At 58.5% G+C, this 18,575-nt stretch carries 19 protein-coding genes and 1 pseudogene; 6 read left to right on the forward strand and 14 right to left on the reverse strand.

Annotation, left to right across the window (positions count from 1 at the left end; genetic code table 11):
- Positions 1-102: 102 nt before the first annotated feature.
- A complete protein-coding gene (locus AB2B48_RS17450) occupies positions 103-1,491 on the forward strand; it encodes a carbohydrate porin (protein ID WP_368299716.1) in 1,389 nt (462 codons plus the stop codon).
- Between the two features lie 258 nt (positions 1,492-1,749).
- Here the strand turns inward: AB2B48_RS17450 and phnV are convergent, their stop codons facing one another.
- The 5 genes and pseudogenes from phnV to phnR all read right to left on the reverse strand — a co-directional run bounded on the left by phnV (position 1,750) and on the right by phnR (position 6,429).
- Positions 1,750-2,547, reverse strand: a complete 798-nt coding sequence (gene phnV / locus AB2B48_RS17455; RefSeq protein WP_368299717.1) for a 2-aminoethylphosphonate ABC transport system, membrane component PhnV — start codon at positions 2,545-2,547, stop codon at positions 1,750-1,752.
- Positions 2,548-2,549: 2 nt separating this feature from the next.
- On the reverse strand, positions 2,550-3,410 hold the full coding sequence (gene phnU / locus AB2B48_RS17460) for a 2-aminoethylphosphonate ABC transporter permease subunit (protein WP_368299718.1): 861 nt from the start codon (positions 3,408-3,410) through the stop codon (positions 2,550-2,552).
- A gap of 2 nt (positions 3,411-3,412) precedes the next feature.
- Positions 3,413-4,522 (reverse strand): 2-aminoethylphosphonate ABC transport system ATP-binding subunit PhnT, encoded by a 1,110-nt coding sequence (gene phnT, locus AB2B48_RS17465; protein WP_368299719.1) that lies wholly within the window; start codon positions 4,520-4,522, stop codon positions 3,413-3,415.
- Between the two features lie 5 nt (positions 4,523-4,527).
- Positions 4,528-5,541, reverse strand: a pseudogene (gene phnS / locus AB2B48_RS17470) (2-aminoethylphosphonate ABC transporter substrate-binding protein).
- 168 nt (positions 5,542-5,709) lie between these two features.
- Complete coding sequence (phnR, locus tag AB2B48_RS17475) at positions 5,710-6,429, reverse strand: phosphonate utilization transcriptional regulator PhnR (protein ID WP_035895042.1); 720 nt, start codon at positions 6,427-6,429, stop codon at positions 5,710-5,712.
- 141 nt (positions 6,430-6,570) lie between these two features.
- On the opposite strand from phnR, the gene phnW reads away from it, so the two are divergent.
- Both phnW and phnX read left to right on the forward strand, forming a co-directional pair.
- Positions 6,571-7,674, forward strand: a complete 1,104-nt coding sequence (gene phnW, locus AB2B48_RS17480; protein WP_368299720.1) for a 2-aminoethylphosphonate--pyruvate transaminase — start codon at positions 6,571-6,573, stop codon at positions 7,672-7,674.
- Between the two features lie 9 nt (positions 7,675-7,683).
- Positions 7,684-8,493, forward strand: a complete 810-nt coding sequence (gene phnX / locus AB2B48_RS17485; protein ID WP_368299721.1) for a phosphonoacetaldehyde hydrolase — start codon at positions 7,684-7,686, stop codon at positions 8,491-8,493.
- Positions 8,494-8,585: 92 nt separating this feature from the next.
- Here the strand turns inward: phnX and nepI are convergent, their stop codons facing one another.
- Together nepI and AB2B48_RS17495 are read right to left on the reverse strand one after the other, a co-directional pair.
- Entirely contained in the window at positions 8,586-9,770 is a 1,185-nt protein-coding gene (nepI, locus tag AB2B48_RS17490; RefSeq protein WP_368299722.1) for a purine ribonucleoside efflux pump NepI, read from the reverse strand.
- An 85-nt stretch (positions 9,771-9,855) separates the two neighbouring features.
- Positions 9,856-10,155, reverse strand: a complete 300-nt coding sequence (locus AB2B48_RS17495) for a helix-turn-helix domain-containing protein (protein ID WP_368301977.1) — start codon at positions 10,153-10,155, stop codon at positions 9,856-9,858.
- A gap of 255 nt (positions 10,156-10,410) precedes the next feature.
- On the opposite strand from AB2B48_RS17495, the gene AB2B48_RS17500 reads away from it, so the two are divergent.
- A complete protein-coding gene (locus AB2B48_RS17500; protein WP_368299723.1) occupies positions 10,411-10,770 on the forward strand; it encodes a type II toxin-antitoxin system RelE/ParE family toxin in 360 nt (119 codons plus the stop codon).
- Positions 10,754-11,077 (forward strand): helix-turn-helix domain-containing protein, encoded by a 324-nt coding sequence (locus tag AB2B48_RS17505; RefSeq protein ID WP_368299724.1) that lies wholly within the window; start codon positions 10,754-10,756, stop codon positions 11,075-11,077. The genes AB2B48_RS17500 and AB2B48_RS17505 overlap by 17 nt, the downstream gene beginning before the upstream one ends.
- A 43-nt stretch (positions 11,078-11,120) precedes the next feature.
- Here the strand turns inward: AB2B48_RS17505 and AB2B48_RS17510 are convergent, their stop codons facing one another.
- Together AB2B48_RS17510 and AB2B48_RS17515 are read right to left on the reverse strand one after the other, a co-directional pair.
- On the reverse strand, positions 11,121-11,633 hold the full coding sequence (locus AB2B48_RS17510) for an SRPBCC domain-containing protein (RefSeq protein ID WP_220440798.1): 513 nt from the start codon (positions 11,631-11,633) through the stop codon (positions 11,121-11,123).
- Between the two features lie 114 nt (positions 11,634-11,747).
- Complete coding sequence (locus AB2B48_RS17515; RefSeq protein WP_368299725.1) at positions 11,748-12,200, reverse strand: DUF1198 family protein; 453 nt, start codon at positions 12,198-12,200, stop codon at positions 11,748-11,750.
- A 105-nt stretch (positions 12,201-12,305) separates the two neighbouring features.
- On the opposite strand from AB2B48_RS17515, the gene AB2B48_RS17520 reads away from it, so the two are divergent.
- A complete protein-coding gene (locus tag AB2B48_RS17520; protein ID WP_368299726.1) occupies positions 12,306-13,208 on the forward strand; it encodes a LysR family transcriptional regulator in 903 nt (300 codons plus the stop codon).
- Between the two features lie 43 nt (positions 13,209-13,251).
- On the opposite strand, the gene uhpT is transcribed toward AB2B48_RS17520, so the two are convergent.
- The 5 genes from uhpT to ilvN all read right to left on the reverse strand — a co-directional run bounded on the left by uhpT (position 13,252) and on the right by ilvN (position 18,574).
- Positions 13,252-14,643 (reverse strand): hexose-6-phosphate:phosphate antiporter, encoded by a 1,392-nt coding sequence (gene uhpT, locus AB2B48_RS17525; protein WP_185668121.1) that lies wholly within the window; start codon positions 14,641-14,643, stop codon positions 13,252-13,254.
- A 143-nt stretch (positions 14,644-14,786) separates the two neighbouring features.
- Complete coding sequence (locus AB2B48_RS17530) at positions 14,787-16,106, reverse strand: MFS transporter (RefSeq protein WP_106924829.1); 1,320 nt, start codon at positions 16,104-16,106, stop codon at positions 14,787-14,789.
- Positions 16,107-16,115: 9 nt separating this feature from the next.
- The gene (uhpB, locus tag AB2B48_RS17535; protein ID WP_368299727.1) at positions 16,116-17,618 is read right to left on the reverse strand and encodes a signal transduction histidine-protein kinase/phosphatase UhpB; all 1,503 of its coding nucleotides are present in this window, start codon (positions 17,616-17,618) and stop codon (positions 16,116-16,118) included.
- Entirely contained in the window at positions 17,618-18,208 is a 591-nt protein-coding gene (gene uhpA, locus AB2B48_RS17540; protein WP_368299728.1) for a transcriptional regulator UhpA, read from the reverse strand. Before uhpA ends, uhpB begins: the two co-directional genes overlap by 1 nt.
- Positions 18,209-18,283: 75 nt before the next feature.
- Entirely contained in the window at positions 18,284-18,574 is a 291-nt protein-coding gene (gene ilvN, locus AB2B48_RS17545) for an acetolactate synthase small subunit (RefSeq protein WP_035895026.1), read from the reverse strand.
- Position 18,575: the final 1 nt, after the last annotated feature.

The following is an 18,575-nucleotide window of genomic DNA, read 5'->3' on the forward strand; positions in this document are numbered from 1 at the left end:
GAGAAAATAAATAAAATCAGCTTGTTTTGGTGGCGATGATAGTTATCCACCCGAACGGGATGGTTATTGTCTGAAAATATAATTAATTAATTTGAGATAACCATGAAAACTGTAAAAAAACTTCCATTAGCTATGGCGGTTATTGCCGCCCTTTGCCCGCTTTCCTCTGCAATGGCACAAGAGTTTACTCAGGAACAAATTGACGCCATTGTGGCCAAGGCCGTCGATAAAGCGCTGGCAGACCGCCAGGCTAAGATGGATGCCGCCCAGGCCAAAAAAGTGGATCTGGAAACCAACCCGCAAAGCGCCGCACAAACGCCAGATATGGCCGTACCGTTCGGCCTGAAGTTCAGCGGCTATGCGCGCTACGGCGCACACTTCCAGGCTGGCGACCAGAAATACGTCGGCGTGGACGGTTCCTATAACGGTGCCTCGGCAATCGGCCGTCTGGGTAACGAAGGAAACGGCGGTGAATTCCAGTTAACCAAAGCCTTTAAGAGCAGCAAAGGCGCTATCTGGGATATCAACGTCATGTTCGACCACTGGAGTGACGAAGTTAACCTGAAAAAAGCCTACGTTGGCGTCACCAACGTGCTGGAATCTAACCCTAACGCCTATATCTGGGCGGGCCGCGACTTCCACCAGCGTCCACAACAGGGTATCAACGACTACTTCTGGATGAACCACGACGGCCAGGGTGCCGGGGTGAAAAACTTTGACGTTGGCGGCGTACAGTTCGACGTCGCTACCGTGTCGCAGGTGAAATCCTGTAGCCCGGAAGTGATGGCCGATGAGTCTAACCCATCGCGCATCACCTGTACCGGTAGCTCAGATACCGGTGACGACGGCCACTACGCGCTGACCACCAAAACCCACAACATCAAAGCGGGCCCGATTGACGTTGAGGTTTACGCTAACTACGGCTTCGACTCTAAAGCGGTGGATAACGACAAGCAGCTTGATGCCTGGCAAGGTGGCCTGCTGTTAAGCCACACCAACAGCGACGACAGCGGCGTGAACAAGGTTATCCTGCGCTACTCCGATAACTCGGATAACAGCGTATTCAACAAAACCGACGGGCTGACCGCGATTTACGCCAGCTTCGAAGGTAACTATAAGTTCACCCAGCAGGCGCAGGTGGAATACCTGTTGGCCTTCCACGACTACGACAACAGCAAAGACAACACCGACAACCGTAAAAACTACGGCGCGATCGTTCGTCCAATGTACTTCTGGAACGACGTGCACTCCACCTGGCTGGAAGCGGGTTACCAGCGCGTAGATTACGATCAGGGCGGTGATAACCACGGCTGGAAGCTGACCCTGTCGCAGAACATCGCGATTGGTATGGGCCCGGAATTCCGTCCAATGCTGCGCTTCTACGTGACCGGCGGTCAGGTGGATAACAAGCGTACGGCGAAGGTGAACGGAACGCAGGACGAGCAGCTGGATTCGCTGAACTTCGGCGGGATGTTTGAAGCCTGGTTCTAAGTTCGTGTGATAAACCCTCTCTCCCCTTTTACGGGGAGGGTTGGGGTGAGGGTTTGACTTTCGAGCCAACATACGCCCCTCACCCCCGCCTTCTCACTAAAGGGGGAGAGGGGATCTTCCTGTGCAATGTGCCCTCTTTTTCCCCTCACCCTAACCCTCTCCCCAAAGGGGCGAGGGGACCGTTGAGTGCGGTGCTTTATTTCACAGTACTTCAGCGGCACCGATGTGCTCCCTCTCCCTTTTTAAGGGAGAGGTTTTTTATTTCTGCCCTAACCGTTTCGCTATACGCTCCAGCTTCATCATCAGCAACAGCGTCATCGCCACCAGCACAATAGTCAGCGCTGCGCCGTCGGCAATATTGCCGCGATCGGTCAGGCTAAAGATGGCCACCGGCAGCGTCGTCCAGCCCGGCGGGTAGATCATCATCGTCGCCCCCAGTTCCCCCATCGATAGCGAAAGGCTCAACGCCAGCGCCGACACCATCCACGGTATCAGCAGCGGCAGCGTGACGTGACGCAGGCGATACCACGGCGAGGCGCCGAGGCTTGAAGCGACATTTTCAATATCGGCAGACACCCGCGCTAGCCCGGTGGAAACGTTGCTGAAGGTGAACGCGGAGATCAAGACAAAGTGCGCCACCAGCACAATCCACAGCGTGCCGTTCATCTGCAGCGGCCCCTGGCTGAAGGCCACCAGAATGCCAAGCCCGACGGAAACCGAAGGAATCGCACTCGGCAAATAGAACAACATGCTCAGCCCCTTTTGCACCTTGCCGCTGTACTGACGCAGCGCCAGCGCCGCCCAAACACCGCACAGCAGCGCAAACAGGCTGGCGCAAAAACCAATCATCAGGCTGGCAAGCAGCGCATCCCACGCCGCCCCGCGAAAGGCATTCACAAAGTGGTTCAATGTGAAGCCGCTGGGCAGGATGCCGTTCCACTGCTGGCTCAGGCTGGACATTAAAATTACCGCCAGCGGTAGGAAAAAGAAGACGCTGGCAAGCGCGGTAGCAACCACGCCCGCCGCAATGCGCCCTTTGCGCGACCAAATCAACATGGCTAGCCCCTTATGCCCGTTCGCGCGGCCGCCAGGCGGTAGAGCGAGAACAGCCCCAGCGACAGCACAATGTTAATCAACGCAATCATGCAGGCGACGCTATAGTCGGACTCCAGGATTGCTTTGCTGTAGACCATCATCGGCAGCGTATTGACCCCTTTCGCGCCGATAAACAGCACGATGCCGAATTCGTTGGTGGTCAGCAGCAGACACAGGCTGCCGCCCGCCATCAGCGCCGGTAGCGCCGCCGGGAAGATCACCTGCGCAATCACCCGCAGAGGATGCGCGCCGAGAATACTGGCGGCCTCAAGCTGGCTTTTATCAATCTGGCGCAGCGCCGCCATCAACGGGCGCATCACCAGCGGGGTGAAGACGGTGATCTCCGCCAGAATCACCCCCTGCATCGAATAGAGGAAATCCACCGGCGGTAGCTCGAAGGCGAACAGATGCATCAACGTGCCGTTGAGCAGCCCTGCCGAGCCATAAATAAAAGTGAAAGCCAGGGTTATCAGGAAAGTAGGCAGCGCGATAAAGGTATCCACCACCCGGCCAATCAGTTCGCTGCCGGGAAACGGAATAAACACCAGAATCAACGACAGCACGCTGCCCAGCAGCAGGCAGCCTGCGGTGGCGGTCAGCGCAATTTGCAGGGTATTCATCAGCGCGCTGACAAAGCGCCGGGATTCAATCACCTGCCAGAAGGTGTCCAGCCCGACGTTGCCGTTGGCGTCGCGCAGCGCCTGCTCGACGATCAGCGAAAGCGGCCAGAAGAACAGCGTAGTCAGCACCAGCAGCGGCAACAGCAGCCACAGCAGCGGGCGCAAGTTGGGCAGCGGTTTGGTCTGGGTCAGAGAGAGCGACATCGTTATACCTCAATCAAAACCGCATCATCGGGTTCGAACCACAGCGCCAGCTTGTCGCCGGGTTTCGGCAGCGGGTCAACGTGCGTCAGGACAATACGCACCGCTTCACCAGCCACATCGCACAGCAGATGGGTGAGATCCCCCTGCCAGTGCACCGATTGCAGCGTGGCGTTAAAGCGGTTGCTGGCGGCAGAGCGCGGCGCCAGGCTCAGATGCTGTGGGCGAATGCACAGCAGCTTGTTGTAACCGTGATGGCTGCCCTGGCTGAAGGCGCGAATCACCGTGCCGCCGCAGCTCACGTCCACCAATCCCGGGGCATCCGTGATGCCCAGCGCGGTGGCGGAAAGAATATTGGCGCGCCCTAAAAACTCGGCAGCAAAACGGTTCGGTGGATGACGGTACAGCGTACGGGTTTCGCCGTGGGCGATCATCGAGCCGTCCTTCATGATGCCGATTTTATCCGCCAGGGTAAGCGCTTCGGTCTGGTCGTGGGTAACGTAGAGAATGGTGAGTTCCGGCAGTTCGAGGTGCAGGCGGGCGATTTCTTCCACCATGTTGTGGCGAATCTGCGCGTCCAGCGCCGAGAGCGGTTCATCCAGCAGCAGCACCCGTGGGCGCACGGCAATGGCGCGGGCAATCGCCACGCGCTGTTGCTGGCCGCCGGACAGCTGGTGCGGATAACGGGTGGCATAGTCGCTCATGCCGACCGTTTTCAGCGCCTGGGTCACGCGTTCCTTAATCAGCGCCTTTGGCTGCTTTTGCGCGCGCAGGCCAAAGGCGACGTTATCTTCCACCTTCATATGCGGGAACAGCGCGTAGTTCTGCACCACCATCGCCAGCCCGCGCTGGTAAGGCGGCAGCTGAGTGACGTCCGTATCGCCGATAAGAATACGACCGCCCGCAGGCTGGACAAAGCCCGCCACCGCGCGCAGCACCGTGGTTTTTCCGGAACCGGAAGGGCCAATCAGCGCCAGCACTTCGCCGGGTTCAATCGTCAAAGAGAGCGGTTTAAGCACCACGTTGCCGTGGTACGCCACGCGCAGCGAGTCGAGGACAATCCCCGAGGTCCCCTGCATTGCAGGGGCAGGAACGGCGGTCGTTTTCATCAGCATCAGGCTTACTCGCTATCGGTCACTTTATGCCAGCGGGAGATGTCTGCTGACAGCGAGACGGCGACGTCATCCCAGTTTGGCTGCCAGCTCTGCACGCCCGCCATCGCGGCGGTTGCCGCTTTATAGTGATCGTCACTCGGGGTCACGTCGCTACGCACCGGCATCCCCCAGGAGAGCGCGCTGACGCTGGTTTGCGCCTCTTTGCTCAGCAGGAAGTTAATCAGTTTCTTGCCGTTTTCACTCTCCGGAGCACCCTGGACTAAGCCAATCACGTACGGGATAGCCAGCGCGCTACGCTCGCCTTTGTCGTTAGCAGGCCAGAAGATTTTCACGTTCGGGTTACGTTCCATCTGCGCGAGGTTCATCTGCAGGTCGCCGTTCGCCACATACAGTTCGCCTTTATTGACCAGCGCGGTCAGCTTGCCGGTAGAAGCGGATGGCCCGACGTTGTTGGCCTGCAGTTTGCCGAGATAATCAAACCCAGCGTCTTTGCTGCCGAAGCTGTGGAAGGCCTGCAGCATTACTGCCGTGCCGTCAGCGGCCTGGCCTGGGGTGGAGTACTGGAGTTTGTTTTTGAACTGGCCGTCGAGGAGGCTCTGCCAGGTGGCCGGGGCGGTTTTCAGCACTTTGCCGTTGTAGATAAAGCTCAGGTAGTTCTTCACCAGCGGCGAGTAGAGGTCGTTGGCATCCGGAATCGCACTGGCGGCGTCGGTTTTAAAGCTTGCCAGCAGTTTTTCAGAAGCGGCACGCTGAATGAACGGCGGTGCGGTCACCAGCACGTCGGCCTACGGGTTAGTGCGCTCTTTCGCCAGGCGCTCCACCACCACGCCGCCGCCGCCTTCAACGTAGCGTACGGTAATGCCGGTCGCTTTGGTGAACGCGTCGAACTGCGCCTGATACCAGCTATTGTCGCCATCGTGCAGCCCATCGATGGAGTAAACCGTGACCACCGATTCCGCCCATGACGGGGCGCTGGCAAGGGCAAAAACAGACAGCAGAGCAAGTCGGGAAAGTTTCATCGTAATAGCCTCATAGCGTGCGTTTTGTGTTTCTGGCCTATACCAGATTTGCTTTTTACGCTAAACGGCTTTTGTGACAATACGATGAAGGATTTATTGATGCGCGAATCTGCAGGATCGTTTGTAGGCCGGATAAGGCGCGCAGCTACGCCATCCGGCAAGCAGCGGTTAGTGGGTATCCACCTCAATACGCAGGCTATCGTGACGCCAGTATTCAATATCCAGATCGAGCACGCGCCCGTGCTGATCGTAGTTAAGACGGCGCAGCAGCAGCGCCGGGCGCCCTTCCATCACGCCCAACGCCTGCGCGGCCTGCGCTGGCATGGCGGTCGGGTAAAACGACAGATGCATACTGGTATAGACAAGGTTGTAGTGCGACTCGTACACCTCGGTCAGGCTGCCGTTGAGATCGTACTGCAACAGCTCAGGCACGCGGGCGGGCAGACAGTGGTTTTCGCTGTAGCAGACAGCGCGGCCGTCGGCGTAGCGCAGACGGGTCAGCAGGTAGATCTGGTCAAACGGCTGAAGCTGTAACGGCTCCATCGCCTCCACCGGCACGGTGGTCAACACGCCGCTCAGCAGCGCGGTTTTCGGCTCACGGCCCTGCTCGCGGCACAGCTTGTGGAAGTTGGTGTTCTGGGTCGGGTCGAGCCACAGGCGTTCCGGCGTGACAAACCAGCCGCGACGGTCGGCGCGCCAGATAAGCCCGCTGGCTTCCAGCTGCGCCAGGCTTTCGCGAATGGTGATACGCGTGGTGTTGAAGATCGCGCACAGTTCACGTTCAGACGGCAGCTTATCGCCGCTTTTCAGCGCGCCGCTCTGGATACGCGCCTGCAGCTGCGCCTTGATCAACAGGTACTGTGGGACATCGCCCGGAATCGCTTTCATAGTCACTCGCTGTCACTTTTCTCTGCCGCCATTATACAGACGCAGATGAATTTTTTGTTGCAGAGCCATTTTCCCTTTGACCCTTTGCCGAAAAGATCGTCATGATAAATGCAAATCTGGTATAGACCAAAGGTAAATAACATGACTTCGCGTAACTATCTGCTGCTGACCCCCGGCCCACTGACCACCTCACGCACCGTGAAAGAAGCGATGCTGTTCGATAGCTGCACCTGGGACGATGATTACAATATCGGCGTGGTGGAATCTATCCGCCAGCAGTTGACTGAACTGGCAACCGCCGCTGACGGCTACACCTCCGTGCTTCTGCAGGGCAGCGGCAGCTACGCCGTGGAAGCGGTGCTGGGCAGCGCGCTCGGCAAGCAGGATAAGGTGCTGATTGTCAGCAACGGCGCCTACGGTGCCCGTATGGTCGAGATGGCGGGGATGATGGATATCGCCCATCACGCCTATGACTGCGGCGAAGTGTCCCGCCCGGACGTGCAGGCGATCGAGCAGATCCTCAAAACTGACCCGGCGATCACCCATATCGCCATGGTACACAGCGAAACCACTACCGGGATGCTCAACCCAATTGACGAGGTCGGTGTGCTGGCCCGTCAGTATGGCAAAACCTACATCGTGGACGCGATGAGCAGCTTCGGCGGCATTCCGATGGATATTGCCGAGCTGAATATCGATTTCCTGATTAGCTCCGCCAACAAATGTATTCAGGGCGTGCCGGGCTTTGCCTTCGTGATTGCCCGCGCGGATAAACTTGCCGCGTGCAAAGGCCGCTCCCGCTCGCTGTCGCTGGATCTCTACGCCCAGTGGCGCTGCATGGAAGATAACCACGGCAAATGGCGTTTCACCTCGCCAACCCATACCGTGCTGGCGTTTGCTCAGGCGCTGAAAGAGCTGGCGGAAGAAGGCGGCGTGGCGGCGCGTTATCAGCGCTATCAGCAAAACCAGCGCAGCCTGGTTGCCGGTATGCGGGAACTGGGCTTTACCACCCTGCTGGACGACGCACTGCATTCACCGATCATCACCGCGTTCTATTCTCCAGAAGACCCGCAGTACCGCTTTAAAGCGTTTTATAGCCGCCTGAAAGATCAGGGTTTTGTTATCTATCCGGGCAAGGTATCACAGAGCGACTGTTTCCGTATCGGCAACATCGGTGAGGTGTATGACACCGATATCGCTGCCCTGCTGACCGCCGTTCGCCATGCGATGTACTGGACAAAATAAGGAGCCATCATGAACCGTATTAACGCCGTTATTCTCGATTGGGCGGGCACCACCGTCGATTTTGGCTCCTTTGCGCCGACGCAGATTTTTGTCGAGGCTTTCCGCCGGGCGTTTGGCGTGGAGATAACGCTTGCCGAAGCGCGCGTGCCGATGGGGCTGGGCAAGTGGCAGCATATTGAAGCGCTGGGCAAACTGCCGTCCGTCGATGCCCGCTGGCAGGCGAAGTTTGGCCGTGCGATGAATGCGGCAGATATCGATGAGATTTATGCCACCTTTATGCCGCTGCAAATTGCCAAAGTTGTCGATTTTTCCGCGCCGATAGCCGGGGTTATCGACACGATTGCAGCACTACGCAGCGCCGGAATTAAGATTGGCTCCTGCTCCGGCTACCCGCGTGCGGTAATGGAACGCCTGGTCCCTGCCGCCGCCGAGCACGGCTACGCGCCGGATTGCTGGGTCGCTACTGACGATCTTGCGGCGGGCGGGCGTCCTGGGCCGTGGATGGCACTGCAAAACGTGATTACGCTGGGTATCGATGCGGTGAACCGCTGCGTGAAGGTGGACGATGCCGCGCCGGGCATTACCGAGGGGCTAAATGCCGGGATGTGGACCGTAGGGCTTGCGGTGTCGGGCAATGAGTTCGGCGCGACGTGGGAGGAGTATCAGGCGATGCCCGTTGCAGAGATTGCCACCCGCCGCGAGCACGCCGCCAGCAAGCTGTATGCCGCCGGGGCGCATTACGTGGTGGATTCGCTGGCGGATTTACCGGGCGTGATTGCCGAGATTAATGCGCGTCTGGCGAAGGGCGAACGCCCGTAACAGGTAGCCCGGGCGAGGCATTTATGCCGACCCCGGGGCCATTCCCGGCGGCGCTTCGCTTGGCCGGGCTACACGATTATTCAACCGCGCGGTTATTTAATCCGTACCTTCGCCGTCACCAGTAGCGCGGTCAGCAGCATCAGCGCCCCGGAGAGCATCAGCGGTGACGTCAGCCCCAGACGGTCCAGCGCTAAACCGCCAATCGCCGCCCCACAGGTATTCGCCAGTTGGATAACCGCCACCTGAATCGACCCGGCTTTCTCCGCCTGATCGGCCAGCGAGCGGGTGATCCACGTTGACCAGCCCACCGGCACCAGCGCGAACGCCAGCCCCCAGATAATGGCAATACTTGCCGCTACGGTCTTTTCGCTTCCCCACAGCGTCAGCACCAGCGCGCTTATCGCCAGAATTAGCGGCGCACCGGCCAGCGCCAGTTTGACCGAACGCTTCAGAATAACCGCCGAGAATGAGGTGCCGATAAAGCTGGCAATACCGAAGCTCAACAGCACTAAGGTCAGGCCGTCGACGTCAAAGCCCGCCAGGTTCATATAGATTGGGCGAATATAGGTGAAGAAGGCAAACTGCCCGGCAAAGGACATAAAGATGGCAATCATCCCCGCCATCACGCCGGGACGCTGCAGCAGGCTAAACATATTCTGCTTGTGGTGCGCCGGTTCGCCCGGCAGCGACGGCAGCGCTTTCACCACCCAAAAGATGCACACCACGCCCATCACCGCTGCCGCGTTAAACACGTTGCGCCAGCCAATAATGCCGCCCAGGAAGCTGCCGAGCGGCGCGGCAATCACCAGCGCGATAGAGACCGCGCCAAAGATAACCGACAGCGCTTTCGGCACCGTACGCGCCGGTACCAGGCGCATCGTCAGCGAGGCCGACATCGCCCAGAAGCCGCCCAGTGCCAGCCCGAGACAGGCGCGTCCCATCAACAGCAGGGTAAACGAGTTGGCAAACGACACCAGCAGGCAGGAGAGCGTCAACAGAACGGAAAATAGAATCACCACGTAGCGACGGTCGAGGCTACCAATAATCTGTGTGACAAACAGGCTGGAGAACATGGCGACGAACGCCGTTACGGTGACCGACTGACCGGCTACGCCTTCAGAAATCCCCAGATCTTCCGCCATCGGCGTCAGCAGGCTGACGGGTAAAAATTCCACGGTAATCAGGCAGGCCACACAAAACGCCACGGCAAAAACCGCCGACCAGTTCGGCCGCAGAACGCCCTCTGTACGGGGCTTTGCTTCACTATGCTCACTCATTTTTTTGTTACCTGCGCGGTGTTTTTGCGGAAAGGATGCGCAGTGTAACATCTTAAGTGTGATGGATTTAACGTTTTGGCAACGATTAAAGATGGAACGCTATCTTCTTTCCCGTTGGCAGCGTGACATCAATGCTGATCTCTCCGCCGAGCGCTGCGACGTAACGCCTCAGCGTCGACAAGCGTGGATCGTTCTCTGCCTGCTCCATCTTCGCTACAGTAGGTTGTTTTACGCCCATTGCGGCAGCTAACTCCGCCTGAGACAGGTTGAGCTCTTCACGTAACATACTTAACGTGACGGTCTGGCGTAGCGCTTCGGCTTTCTCAGCGATTCGCGCCTGACTTTCCGGGCTCTGTTTATCCATTAGCGCTTTAAGGGTCGCCATCATCATTCCTTACTTGTTCAGGTGCTTACGGTACTCAGCATCAGCAAGCTTGAGCATTTCTTTCATCTACACTCCATTATAGCTTATTGGCTATATAAGCAAAATTTTCCCTTCCCAGCGACAACATCGTTGCATGACATTTTGCGAAGCGACTCGAGCATTGAGAAATATCGCTTTGTTCCCGCGTGCAAAAATAACGATTCACACATAGCATTGCACTAAGTGCTATACTTTTAATGACAGGACGTCAAACCGATGCGAATCTTCAAAACCAAGTGGTTCAACAGGGAAGCGAAATCCCACGCGATAAAAGACGATGAGTTAAGCGAAGCGATTCAAGCCGTGCTCCAGGGAAAAGCGGATAATCTCGGCGGCGGAGTTTATAAAAAACGTCTCAATCAGAACCGGGATCGTGCAATCGTTCTGGCGAAAGGCGGAGAACACTGGTTTTACACATTCCTGTACGCCAAGCAAGATATGGAAAATATCAGCTATCGAGAATTGGCGGGGTTTCGTGAGCTGGCAAAACACTACGCTTGCCTCACCGCTCCTCAAATCACCGCATTAATTAACAGCAAAGAACTGGTCGAGGTACTCCATGACAGCAAAAACTAAATTCAAAAGCCCTGCCTTCGAAGCCATTCATAGCGCGGCTTCTGGGTTATTTAGCGTGGATGCCATCCCTCAAGAAACCATGCGCAGCTTTGATGCGGCCTGCTTAAGCAGCGTCAAAGATCTGCAGCCGCTTGAAATCAAAGCATTGCGGGAAGAACTTAACGTCAGCCAACCCGTCTTTGCCCGTTACCTGAATACCAGCGTGTCCACCGTGCAAAAGTGGGAAACCGGCGCCAAGCGCCCAAGTGGGATGTCACTGAAGTTGCTGAGCGTTGTGCAAAAACACGGTTTGAAAGTATTGATGTAATGAGTGGGCCGGATAAGCGTAGCGCCATCCGGCACCCGCAAACTCACTCCCCGCGCGCCGATTTCACCAGCCCGGTAATCCACTCCTGATGGCCGTTAATCATTGGATTCGGCACGGTGCGCGCCAGCTCCTGCGCCGGGACGCCAATCTGCGATTCCTGAGTCAGAATGCGTACACGGTTACCGGGCAGGTCTTCGAACAGCCAGGCGTGGATCACGTCCAGACGGGTGGTGGCATCGCCTTCCGCCCAGCCGTGCCAGGCCACACGCGCGGCTTCGCCGTCGACCGGTGGGACGTATTCGGTGATTTGCGCTTCAATCGGGAAGCCGAAGGTAGAGAAGCGGAAGCGGGCGTTAGCGCTGAGCATCGGGCCGCTGCCATCGTGGAAATGAATATCCGCTACGTTGCTGTAGTAGGTTGGCCACAGCGTGGTGTCGTCAAGCTGTGCCCAAATCTGTTTGGCGGTCAGGCCGCTGACGATGATTTCGTTAGAGGCAAAGTTGTCGGTGGTGCCCGGCAGGTAGCCTTCCGGCCAGACGATAGCGCTTTGCTGCATTGACTGTTTCATGATGAACCTCGTGAGTAATGATGTTGACGAGGTCAATCATGCGCTCAGGAGTGATATAAATATAATCATCAATGTTGATAAGCAACATCACACAACGTGATATCAATGCAGCCAGTGCACACCGTTTTCATCATGGAACAGTGCGTTATAGCGGTACTGGAAAGCGTTCAGCTCACTGATTTCAGGTTCCAGCTCGCGCAGGAAGCTCAACGCCAGACGAATCTGGGCGTCGGTAATCGGCGCCGCCAGACGGGCTTTTTGCAGCCGTCGGTGCCAGCTCAGCATATTCACTTCACTGCCGTCGACAATGCACACCTGCCAGATCAGCAGCATCTGCGCCGCATTCTGCAAATGCGCTTCGTTCGGCCGCTCCAGATAATGTAAATACGCTTCGCCCTGCGCTTTCCCTAGCTGGTCGACCATCGACTCTACCGGCTCTGGCGTAATACCGAGCCGTTCACTAAGACGGCGAATCGCCCGTCGGGAACTTGAGGTCAGGATCCGAAATCCTACAACAAACACCACCACCAGAGTGGCCAGAATCAACCAGATCATGCACGCTCTCACCTTAGCTAAACCCCGACATGATAATGGGATTTTGCGCCCTGTCGATAATCGAACATGCCATAATGTGCGTTACCTCCCTGAAGGAAGCCGCCGATGAAACCGGATCTCAGAACCCTCGACCTCAACCTGCTGAAAACGCTGGATGCGCTGCTCGATGAACGCAGCGTGACGAGAGCGGCCGCGCGGCTGTCGCTGACCCAGCCCGCCGTCAGCGGAATGTTGACCCGGCTACGGGATAATTTTGGCGATCCGCTGTTTATCCGCGCCCCGCACGGCATGGTACCGACGCTGCGCGCCCAACAGCTGGCGCCGGTAGTCAAACAGATCCTGAACGATATCAACACCCTGCTACAGCCCGCGCAGTTCGACCCGCTCACCGCCGACTTCACCTTCACCCTCGCCGCCACCGACTATGCGCTCAAAGCCGTGGTGGTGCCGTTTATCGCCGCCCTGAAAGTGCGCGCGCCGATGATTCGCGTCCGGGTGATCCCCGTCGAACCAGAGCGGCTGACCGCGCAGTTTGAGCAGGGGAAAATCGACCTCGCGCTGCTGACCCCCAGCACCACGCCGGGCGATCTGCACAGCCGCACGCTGTATGAGGAGCGCTACGTCTGCATGCTGCGCGCCGACCACCCCGATGCCCAAGTGCCGCTGAGCCTCGACCGCTTCTGCGCGCTGGAGCATATTCTGGTCTCTTACGAGGGCGAAAGTTTCTGGGGCGTGACCGATGACGCGCTGGCAAAAGTGGGCCGCAAACGCCGGGTCGGGCTGTCGGTGAGCAGCTTCCTGGTGCTGCCGGAAGTGCTGGTCGTCAGCGACATGATTGCCGTGGTGCCGAGCCGCCTTGCCCGCGCACGCGCGTCAATCTGCGTGCAGGAGCCGCCGGTGGCGGTTCACGGTTTTACCAAAAGCATGGCCTGGCATGAGCGTAATCATCGCGACCCGGCGCAGCAGTGGCTGCGCGAACTGCTGCATGAGACCAGCCAGCAGGCATAAAAAAGCCCGGTGCAGAACCGGGCAAAGAAGTTACCAAACACACTTACGCCATTTTTAACTGCTGAATCTTTTTCTCACGGCGAATTTTACGTTCTTCAAACACGGCCACGATGGCCATCAGGCAGATACAGCCGATCGCGGCGGTATCCAGCGCGGCGAAGGTGCCAGCCCAGCCGGTGAGGCCAAAGACCGGCGTGCCGTCGGCAATCATCCCCAGACCCAGCTTGGCGAAGCTGTCGCCAATCAGGTAGGCGAAGGTGCCTTTGATACCATCGGCGGCGCCGATCGCTTTTTTCGGTACGAAGCCCACCGCGGCCACGCCAATCAACAGCTGCGGGCCAAAGACCAGGAAGCCGAGGGCAAACAGCGAGGCCAGATAGACGTACTGGTTGCTGGCATGCTGATAAACGCCCAGCGTCGCGATGATTAAGGCCAGCGCCACGCACGCCACCAGCGCACGACGGCCGTTGGCGAGGTCAGAGAGCCAGCCCCACAGCAGGGTGCCCACCAGCGCGCCGACTTCAAACAGGGTAAAGCCCTGAATCGCCACTTCTTTAGAGAGCTTCAGCTCCTGGAAGGCGTAGACCGTAGACCACTGGTCGATACCGATACGCACCACGTACAGGAAGATGTTGGAGAAGCACAGCAGCCAGATCACTTTGTTTTTCAGCACGTACTCCACAAAGATCTGCCACTTGGTCATGTCGTTATCTTCGGTCTCTTTGTCCTCTTCGCTGATCTCTTCGCCGAACAGCTCTTCCGCTTTGCCGAGACCGTAAGATTCCGGGGAGTCGCTACCAAAACGCAGGCCGATAAAGCCCACAATCAGCGCGATGATCGACGGGAAGATAAACATGCCGATGACGTGACCGTCGAACAGGACGTTAGCCCCAAACAGCGCTACGCCTGCCGCACCCGCACCACCGAGGTTGTGGGAGATATTCCACATGCCGAGGTAGGAACCGCGCTTGCGGCGAGGCGTCCACTTGGTGATGGTCGAATAGCTGCACGAGCCGCCGGTACTCTGGAAGAAGCCGCTCAGGCCGTAGAACGCGATCATCAGGAACAGGCTGGTTGAGCCCGGCCCCATGCTGGCGCTGAAGCCGAGCATACAGATGGCGGAGAGGATCAGCATCAGCGGCAGGAACTGCTTGGTGTTCTTGCCGTCGGCGTAGTAGGAGACCAGCGTTTTACCCACGCCGTAGGTGATCGAGAAGCCGAGGCCAATCATCCCGAGCTGGGTCATGCTCAGCCCGTAGGTGGAGATCATGTCGTTCTGGGCGATGTTAAAGTTCTTACGAATCAGATACATCGTCAGGTAGCCGATAAAGACCACCAGGTAGGACTGCATGAACGGTTTGAACCACATTTTGCGCCGCACGTCGAGCGGCAGATCCAGGGTCGGCTTGCGCACCTGGTTTAGAAAGGCCAGCATAGGACACTCCCGAGCTAATTTTTGGTACCTGCGAATGGCAGACATTGTAAAAATCAGCCGGGAAGCACGCCTGAGACAGCGTCCAGGTGAAACCGGGAAAATTTCTTAGTTTTAGGTCATTCGTCTTAGAAAGGTGAAGCGGGTCACGCTTCTCGCGGCGCCTGGGCGTTTAAGAACGGCAGCAGCAGCAGCGCGGAGATGCCCGCCGCGATGGCAATCACCACGAAGAACCCCGTCCAGTGCCACACTTCCATCACCTTCGCCAGCGGCCAGCCGGAGAGCGACGCGCCGAGGTAGGCAAACAGCCCGACAAAGCCGGTGGCCGCGCCCGCTGCCTCTTTGTGCGAGCACTCCGCCGCCGCCATGCCGATGAGCATCTGCGGGCCGAAGACGAAGAACCCGGTGGTGAAGAAGCACGCTGCCTGCATCACGTAGCTGGCGAACGGCATCAGCCACAGCGAGCCCACCGAGAGTAAAATTCCGGCGGCAAAAATCAGGTTCATCGGCCCACGGTTGCCGTTAAACAGTTTGTCCGAGCCCCAGCCCGCCACCAGCGCGCCGATAAACCCGCCCAGTTCAAACATGGTGACCGCCGTATTCGCCGTCACCAGATCGACGCCCAGCGTTTCGGACATATACAGATTGCCCCAGTCGTTGATCGCCGCGCGCACCACATACACCAGCACATAGCACAACGACAGCAGCCAGATGTAGGGGTTGAGCAGCACGTAGCGGGTGAAGATCTCTTTGCGCGTCAGCCCCGCCCCTTCCTGCTGCTGAGCAATCTCCAGCTCGTCGTGCCGCCAGTCGCCAATCGGCGGCAGGCCAATCGCCTGCGGTCTATCACGCAGCCGCCAGCAGAGAAACAGACCGACCACAATCGCCATGGTTCCCGCGATGGTCATCCCCGCACGCCAGCCGTAGTGCAGCGCCGCCGCCCCCATAACGATAGGGATCAGCGCGCCACCGACGTTATGCGCGGTATTCCAGATAGCCCACCAGCCGCCGCGCTCGTTGCGCGAGTACCAGGCGGTGAGCAAGCGGGCGCAGACCGGCGCGCCCCAGCCCTGGAAGAAGGCGTTCAGCGCCCACAGCAGAGCAAAGGCCCACAGCGAAGTGGAGAAACCGAACAGAATGTTGACCACTCCGGTGGCAATCAGCCCGATGCCCATAAAATAGCGGGCGTTGGAGCGGTCGCTGACGATACCGGAGATAAACTTCGATAGCCCGTAGGTGATGTAAAACAGCGTCGCCAGCAGGCCAATATCGCTACGGGTCAGTACGCCGGTGGTGAGAATCTCCGGCACCGCGGCGTTGAAGCTTTTGCGGGTGAAGTAAAACAGCGCGTAGCCAAGCCAGATGGTCAGCAGAATATGCCGCCGCCAGTAGCGATATTGCGCATCCACTTCCTGCTTATCGGTGATGCGCGGTGCGTTAGCCGGAGCCTTGAGAAATTGAAACATCGCCGTTCCTTACACGTAGCGCAGAGGCAAAGAGACGCTGACCCGCGTGCCGTGCATGCAGGAGATAGTGAGCGAGCCGCCGAGCGCCGTCACGCGTTCGCGCATGCCGGTGAGGCCAAAGCCCTGTTGATTCGAACCCGGCGGCAGGCCGCTGCCATCGTCTTCTATCACCAGCATCAGCCGCTCATCTTGCTGCCAGCCCTGTAGTGTGACTGCGCTAGCGTTGGCGTGCTTCACAATGTTGTTGAGCCCTTCCTGGCAGACGCGGAACAGCGTCACCCGCTGGCTTTCACTCAGCGTTGATTCATCAATTCGCCAGTCGAGGTGGCTGACGATACCGCGGCTTTCCAGCTCCATTTCGCGCATCAGCGAGCGGATGGCCTGTTCCAGCGTGAGGTCGTCGAGCTGACGTGGGCGCAGCCGCCCCAGCAGGCGGCGTACGGCATCGTAAACGCCCAGTGAAAGCTGTTCGATATGCGCCCCGCTCTGCTTCACGCCCGCGTTCTCCGGAGCCAGACGCTGCACAATGCCCGCCTGAGTACGAATGGCGGTGATGGTCTGGCCAATATCGTCATGCAGCTCACGCGCCACGTCGCGGCGCACGCTCTCTTCGGTTTCCAGCAGGCGTTCCGCCAGCCGGTGGTTGCGCGCCAGTTCGTTTTGCAGCGACTGGTTCAGCTCACGTAACCGTTGAATGCCCGCGCCGAGCAGCAGCCCGGTCAGGCTTTGCGCCAGCAGCGAGAGCAGTAAATCAACGGGGTGATCGTGCCAGGTCTGGCTGGCAATCAGGGCGATGGCGTTCATCAGGGTCGCAATCAATGCGCCCTGCCAGCCGTAGTGCCAGGCCAGCGCGATGATCGGTAACGCGAGGCAGAATGGGGTAAAGCGCGAGAGTTCTGCGGGTAAACCGAGCTGCAGCCACAGGCTGACGGTAAACAGCAGCAGATACCAGACCAAATGCCGCCCGCGCCAGTTCACCGGCTGCGACACCAGCGCCGGGCCGAGCGGCAGCCAGGTGGTGCTGGTAAGGTAGTGCCAGAATACGAGGCAGATAGGGGCCAGCGTCAGCCCGCCGGTTAAGGTCAGCAGTAAAGCGTTCAGCGCCGCTTCCCCTTGCCACAGCCAGGGCAAAGATTGCAGCAGTGCCGCCGCCGTCAGCGCCGCGCCCTGAAGCAGCAGCGTACGCCAGTCGCGCTGATGGCGATAGCGGGAGATCAGCGCCACCGGCAGCAGCGTCAACGCGCTTCCGGTCATCAATAATAACGCGTGATCCAGCGCCACTTCCTGCGCCAGCCAGTAAATCAGCAGCCACTCTGCGCCCACCAGCACCGGCCAGTAGCCGCGCGGGCATTGCAGCATTAGCCCCAGGCGCAGACCGAACGGGAACAGCAGCACCGCCAGCGCCGGGCGCTCCACAAGGTGCAGGCTGATGCTCCACAGGCAAAACCACGCGGCGGAGAAGATAAAGAAACAGGCGACAACGGTAATGCACCGCGAAAAGAGGGTATTCATCACCAGCCGTCAAACATGCGACGCGCCAGCTCGACGTCGTTGCTGACGCCCAGCTTTTCCATCAGGTTAGCGCGATGAACGTGCACCGTTTTCGGCGACAGCCCCAGCTCGGCGGCAATCTCTTTTACCGCCATTCCCTGCGCCAATTTTTCCGCCACCTGACGTTCGCGCTTGGTCAGCGGATCCTGACGGCCTGCCGCCAGCTTGACGGCGATATCCGGCGTTAAGTAGCAGCCACCGGTCGCCACGGTGTGCACCGCGGCAATCAGTTCGTCTGGGCTACAGCGTTTGGAGAGAAACCCGCGCGCGCCCGCGTTCAGCGCCTGTTCGACCAGCGCCGGGCTGTCGTGAACGGAGAGCATGATAATGGCCATGCCTTTTGGCAGCTGGCTGAGCAGCTCAAGGCCGGAGATATCCGGCATCGAGATATCGCAGATACAGACCTGCACGCCGCGCCCCGGTAGCCCCACCAGCGCCTCGCGCCCGGAACCAAACTCGCCGACCACCTGCAAATCAGGCTCAAGACCGAGCAATTGGGCAAAGCCGGAGCGGACGATAGTGTGGTCGTCGATAAGGGCAACGGTGATCATAGATTCCATCCTGGCGGGTAAAAAAAACGCGCCTACCTTAACGATAAGCGCGCGGCTGTTCAAGTCTTGAGCGGATTACTCGAAGAAGACGGTTATCTTGTTGAACATCGATGGGTCAGACTGGTTGCGGGTCACTTTCACCACGTCTTCCAGCTTGTCTATCTGGCTAATCATCTGCTCGAGTCGCTGATCGTCGTTGACCAATAGCCAGATGCGGCTCTTATCGCTGTCATGGATAGGTAGACAGAGAATGCCTTCCACGTTGAAGGCGCGGCGGGCAAAGAGCCCGCAGACGTGAGTCATTACGCCCGGATGGTTGCGCACGGTGAGTTCCAGAATAACGTTGTCATGAGTCTGTTGTTGCATG

The sequence above is a fragment of the Kluyvera sichuanensis genome (assembly GCF_040930405.1).
Classification (GTDB): domain Bacteria; phylum Pseudomonadota; class Gammaproteobacteria; order Enterobacterales; family Enterobacteriaceae; genus Kluyvera; species Kluyvera sichuanensis.

Bases quoted from the DNA above. Each gene is read 5' to 3' on its own strand.
- AB2B48_RS17450 (WP_368299716.1), top strand. From the start codon at position 103: ATGAAAACTGTAAAAAAACTTCCATTAGCTATGGCGGTTATTGCCGCC.
- phnV (WP_368299717.1), bottom strand. From the start codon at position 2,547: ATGTTGATTTGGTCGCGCAAAGGGCGCATTGCGGCGGGCGTGGTTGCT.
- phnU (WP_368299718.1), bottom strand. From the start codon at position 3,410: ATGTCGCTCTCTCTGACCCAGACCAAACCGCTGCCCAACTTGCGCCCG.
- phnT (WP_368299719.1), bottom strand. From the start codon at position 4,522: ATGCTGATGAAAACGACCGCCGTTCCTGCCCCTGCAATGCAGGGGACC.
- phnR (WP_035895042.1), bottom strand. From the start codon at position 6,429: ATGAAAGCGATTCCGGGCGATGTCCCACAGTACCTGTTGATCAAGGCG.
- phnW (WP_368299720.1), top strand. From the start codon at position 6,571: ATGACTTCGCGTAACTATCTGCTGCTGACCCCCGGCCCACTGACCACC.
- phnX (WP_368299721.1), top strand. From the start codon at position 7,684: ATGAACCGTATTAACGCCGTTATTCTCGATTGGGCGGGCACCACCGTC.
- nepI (WP_368299722.1), bottom strand. From the start codon at position 9,770: ATGAGTGAGCATAGTGAAGCAAAGCCCCGTACAGAGGGCGTTCTGCGG.
- AB2B48_RS17495 (WP_368301977.1), bottom strand. From the start codon at position 10,155: ATGGCGACCCTTAAAGCGCTAATGGATAAACAGAGCCCGGAAAGTCAG.
- AB2B48_RS17500 (WP_368299723.1), top strand. From the start codon at position 10,411: ATGCGAATCTTCAAAACCAAGTGGTTCAACAGGGAAGCGAAATCCCAC.
- AB2B48_RS17505 (WP_368299724.1), top strand. From the start codon at position 10,754: ATGACAGCAAAAACTAAATTCAAAAGCCCTGCCTTCGAAGCCATTCAT.
- AB2B48_RS17510 (WP_220440798.1), bottom strand. From the start codon at position 11,633: ATGCAGCAAAGCGCTATCGTCTGGCCGGAAGGCTACCTGCCGGGCACC.
- AB2B48_RS17515 (WP_368299725.1), bottom strand. From the start codon at position 12,200: ATGATCTGGTTGATTCTGGCCACTCTGGTGGTGGTGTTTGTTGTAGGA.
- AB2B48_RS17520 (WP_368299726.1), top strand. From the start codon at position 12,306: ATGAAACCGGATCTCAGAACCCTCGACCTCAACCTGCTGAAAACGCTG.
- uhpT (WP_185668121.1), bottom strand. From the start codon at position 14,643: ATGCTGGCCTTTCTAAACCAGGTGCGCAAGCCGACCCTGGATCTGCCG.
- AB2B48_RS17530 (WP_106924829.1), bottom strand. From the start codon at position 16,106: ATGTTTCAATTTCTCAAGGCTCCGGCTAACGCACCGCGCATCACCGAT.
- uhpB (WP_368299727.1), bottom strand. From the start codon at position 17,618: ATGAATACCCTCTTTTCGCGGTGCATTACCGTTGTCGCCTGTTTCTTT.
- uhpA (WP_368299728.1), bottom strand. From the start codon at position 18,208: ATGATCACCGTTGCCCTTATCGACGACCACACTATCGTCCGCTCCGGC.
- ilvN (WP_035895026.1), bottom strand. From the start codon at position 18,574: ATGCAACAACAGACTCATGACAACGTTATTCTGGAACTCACCGTGCGC.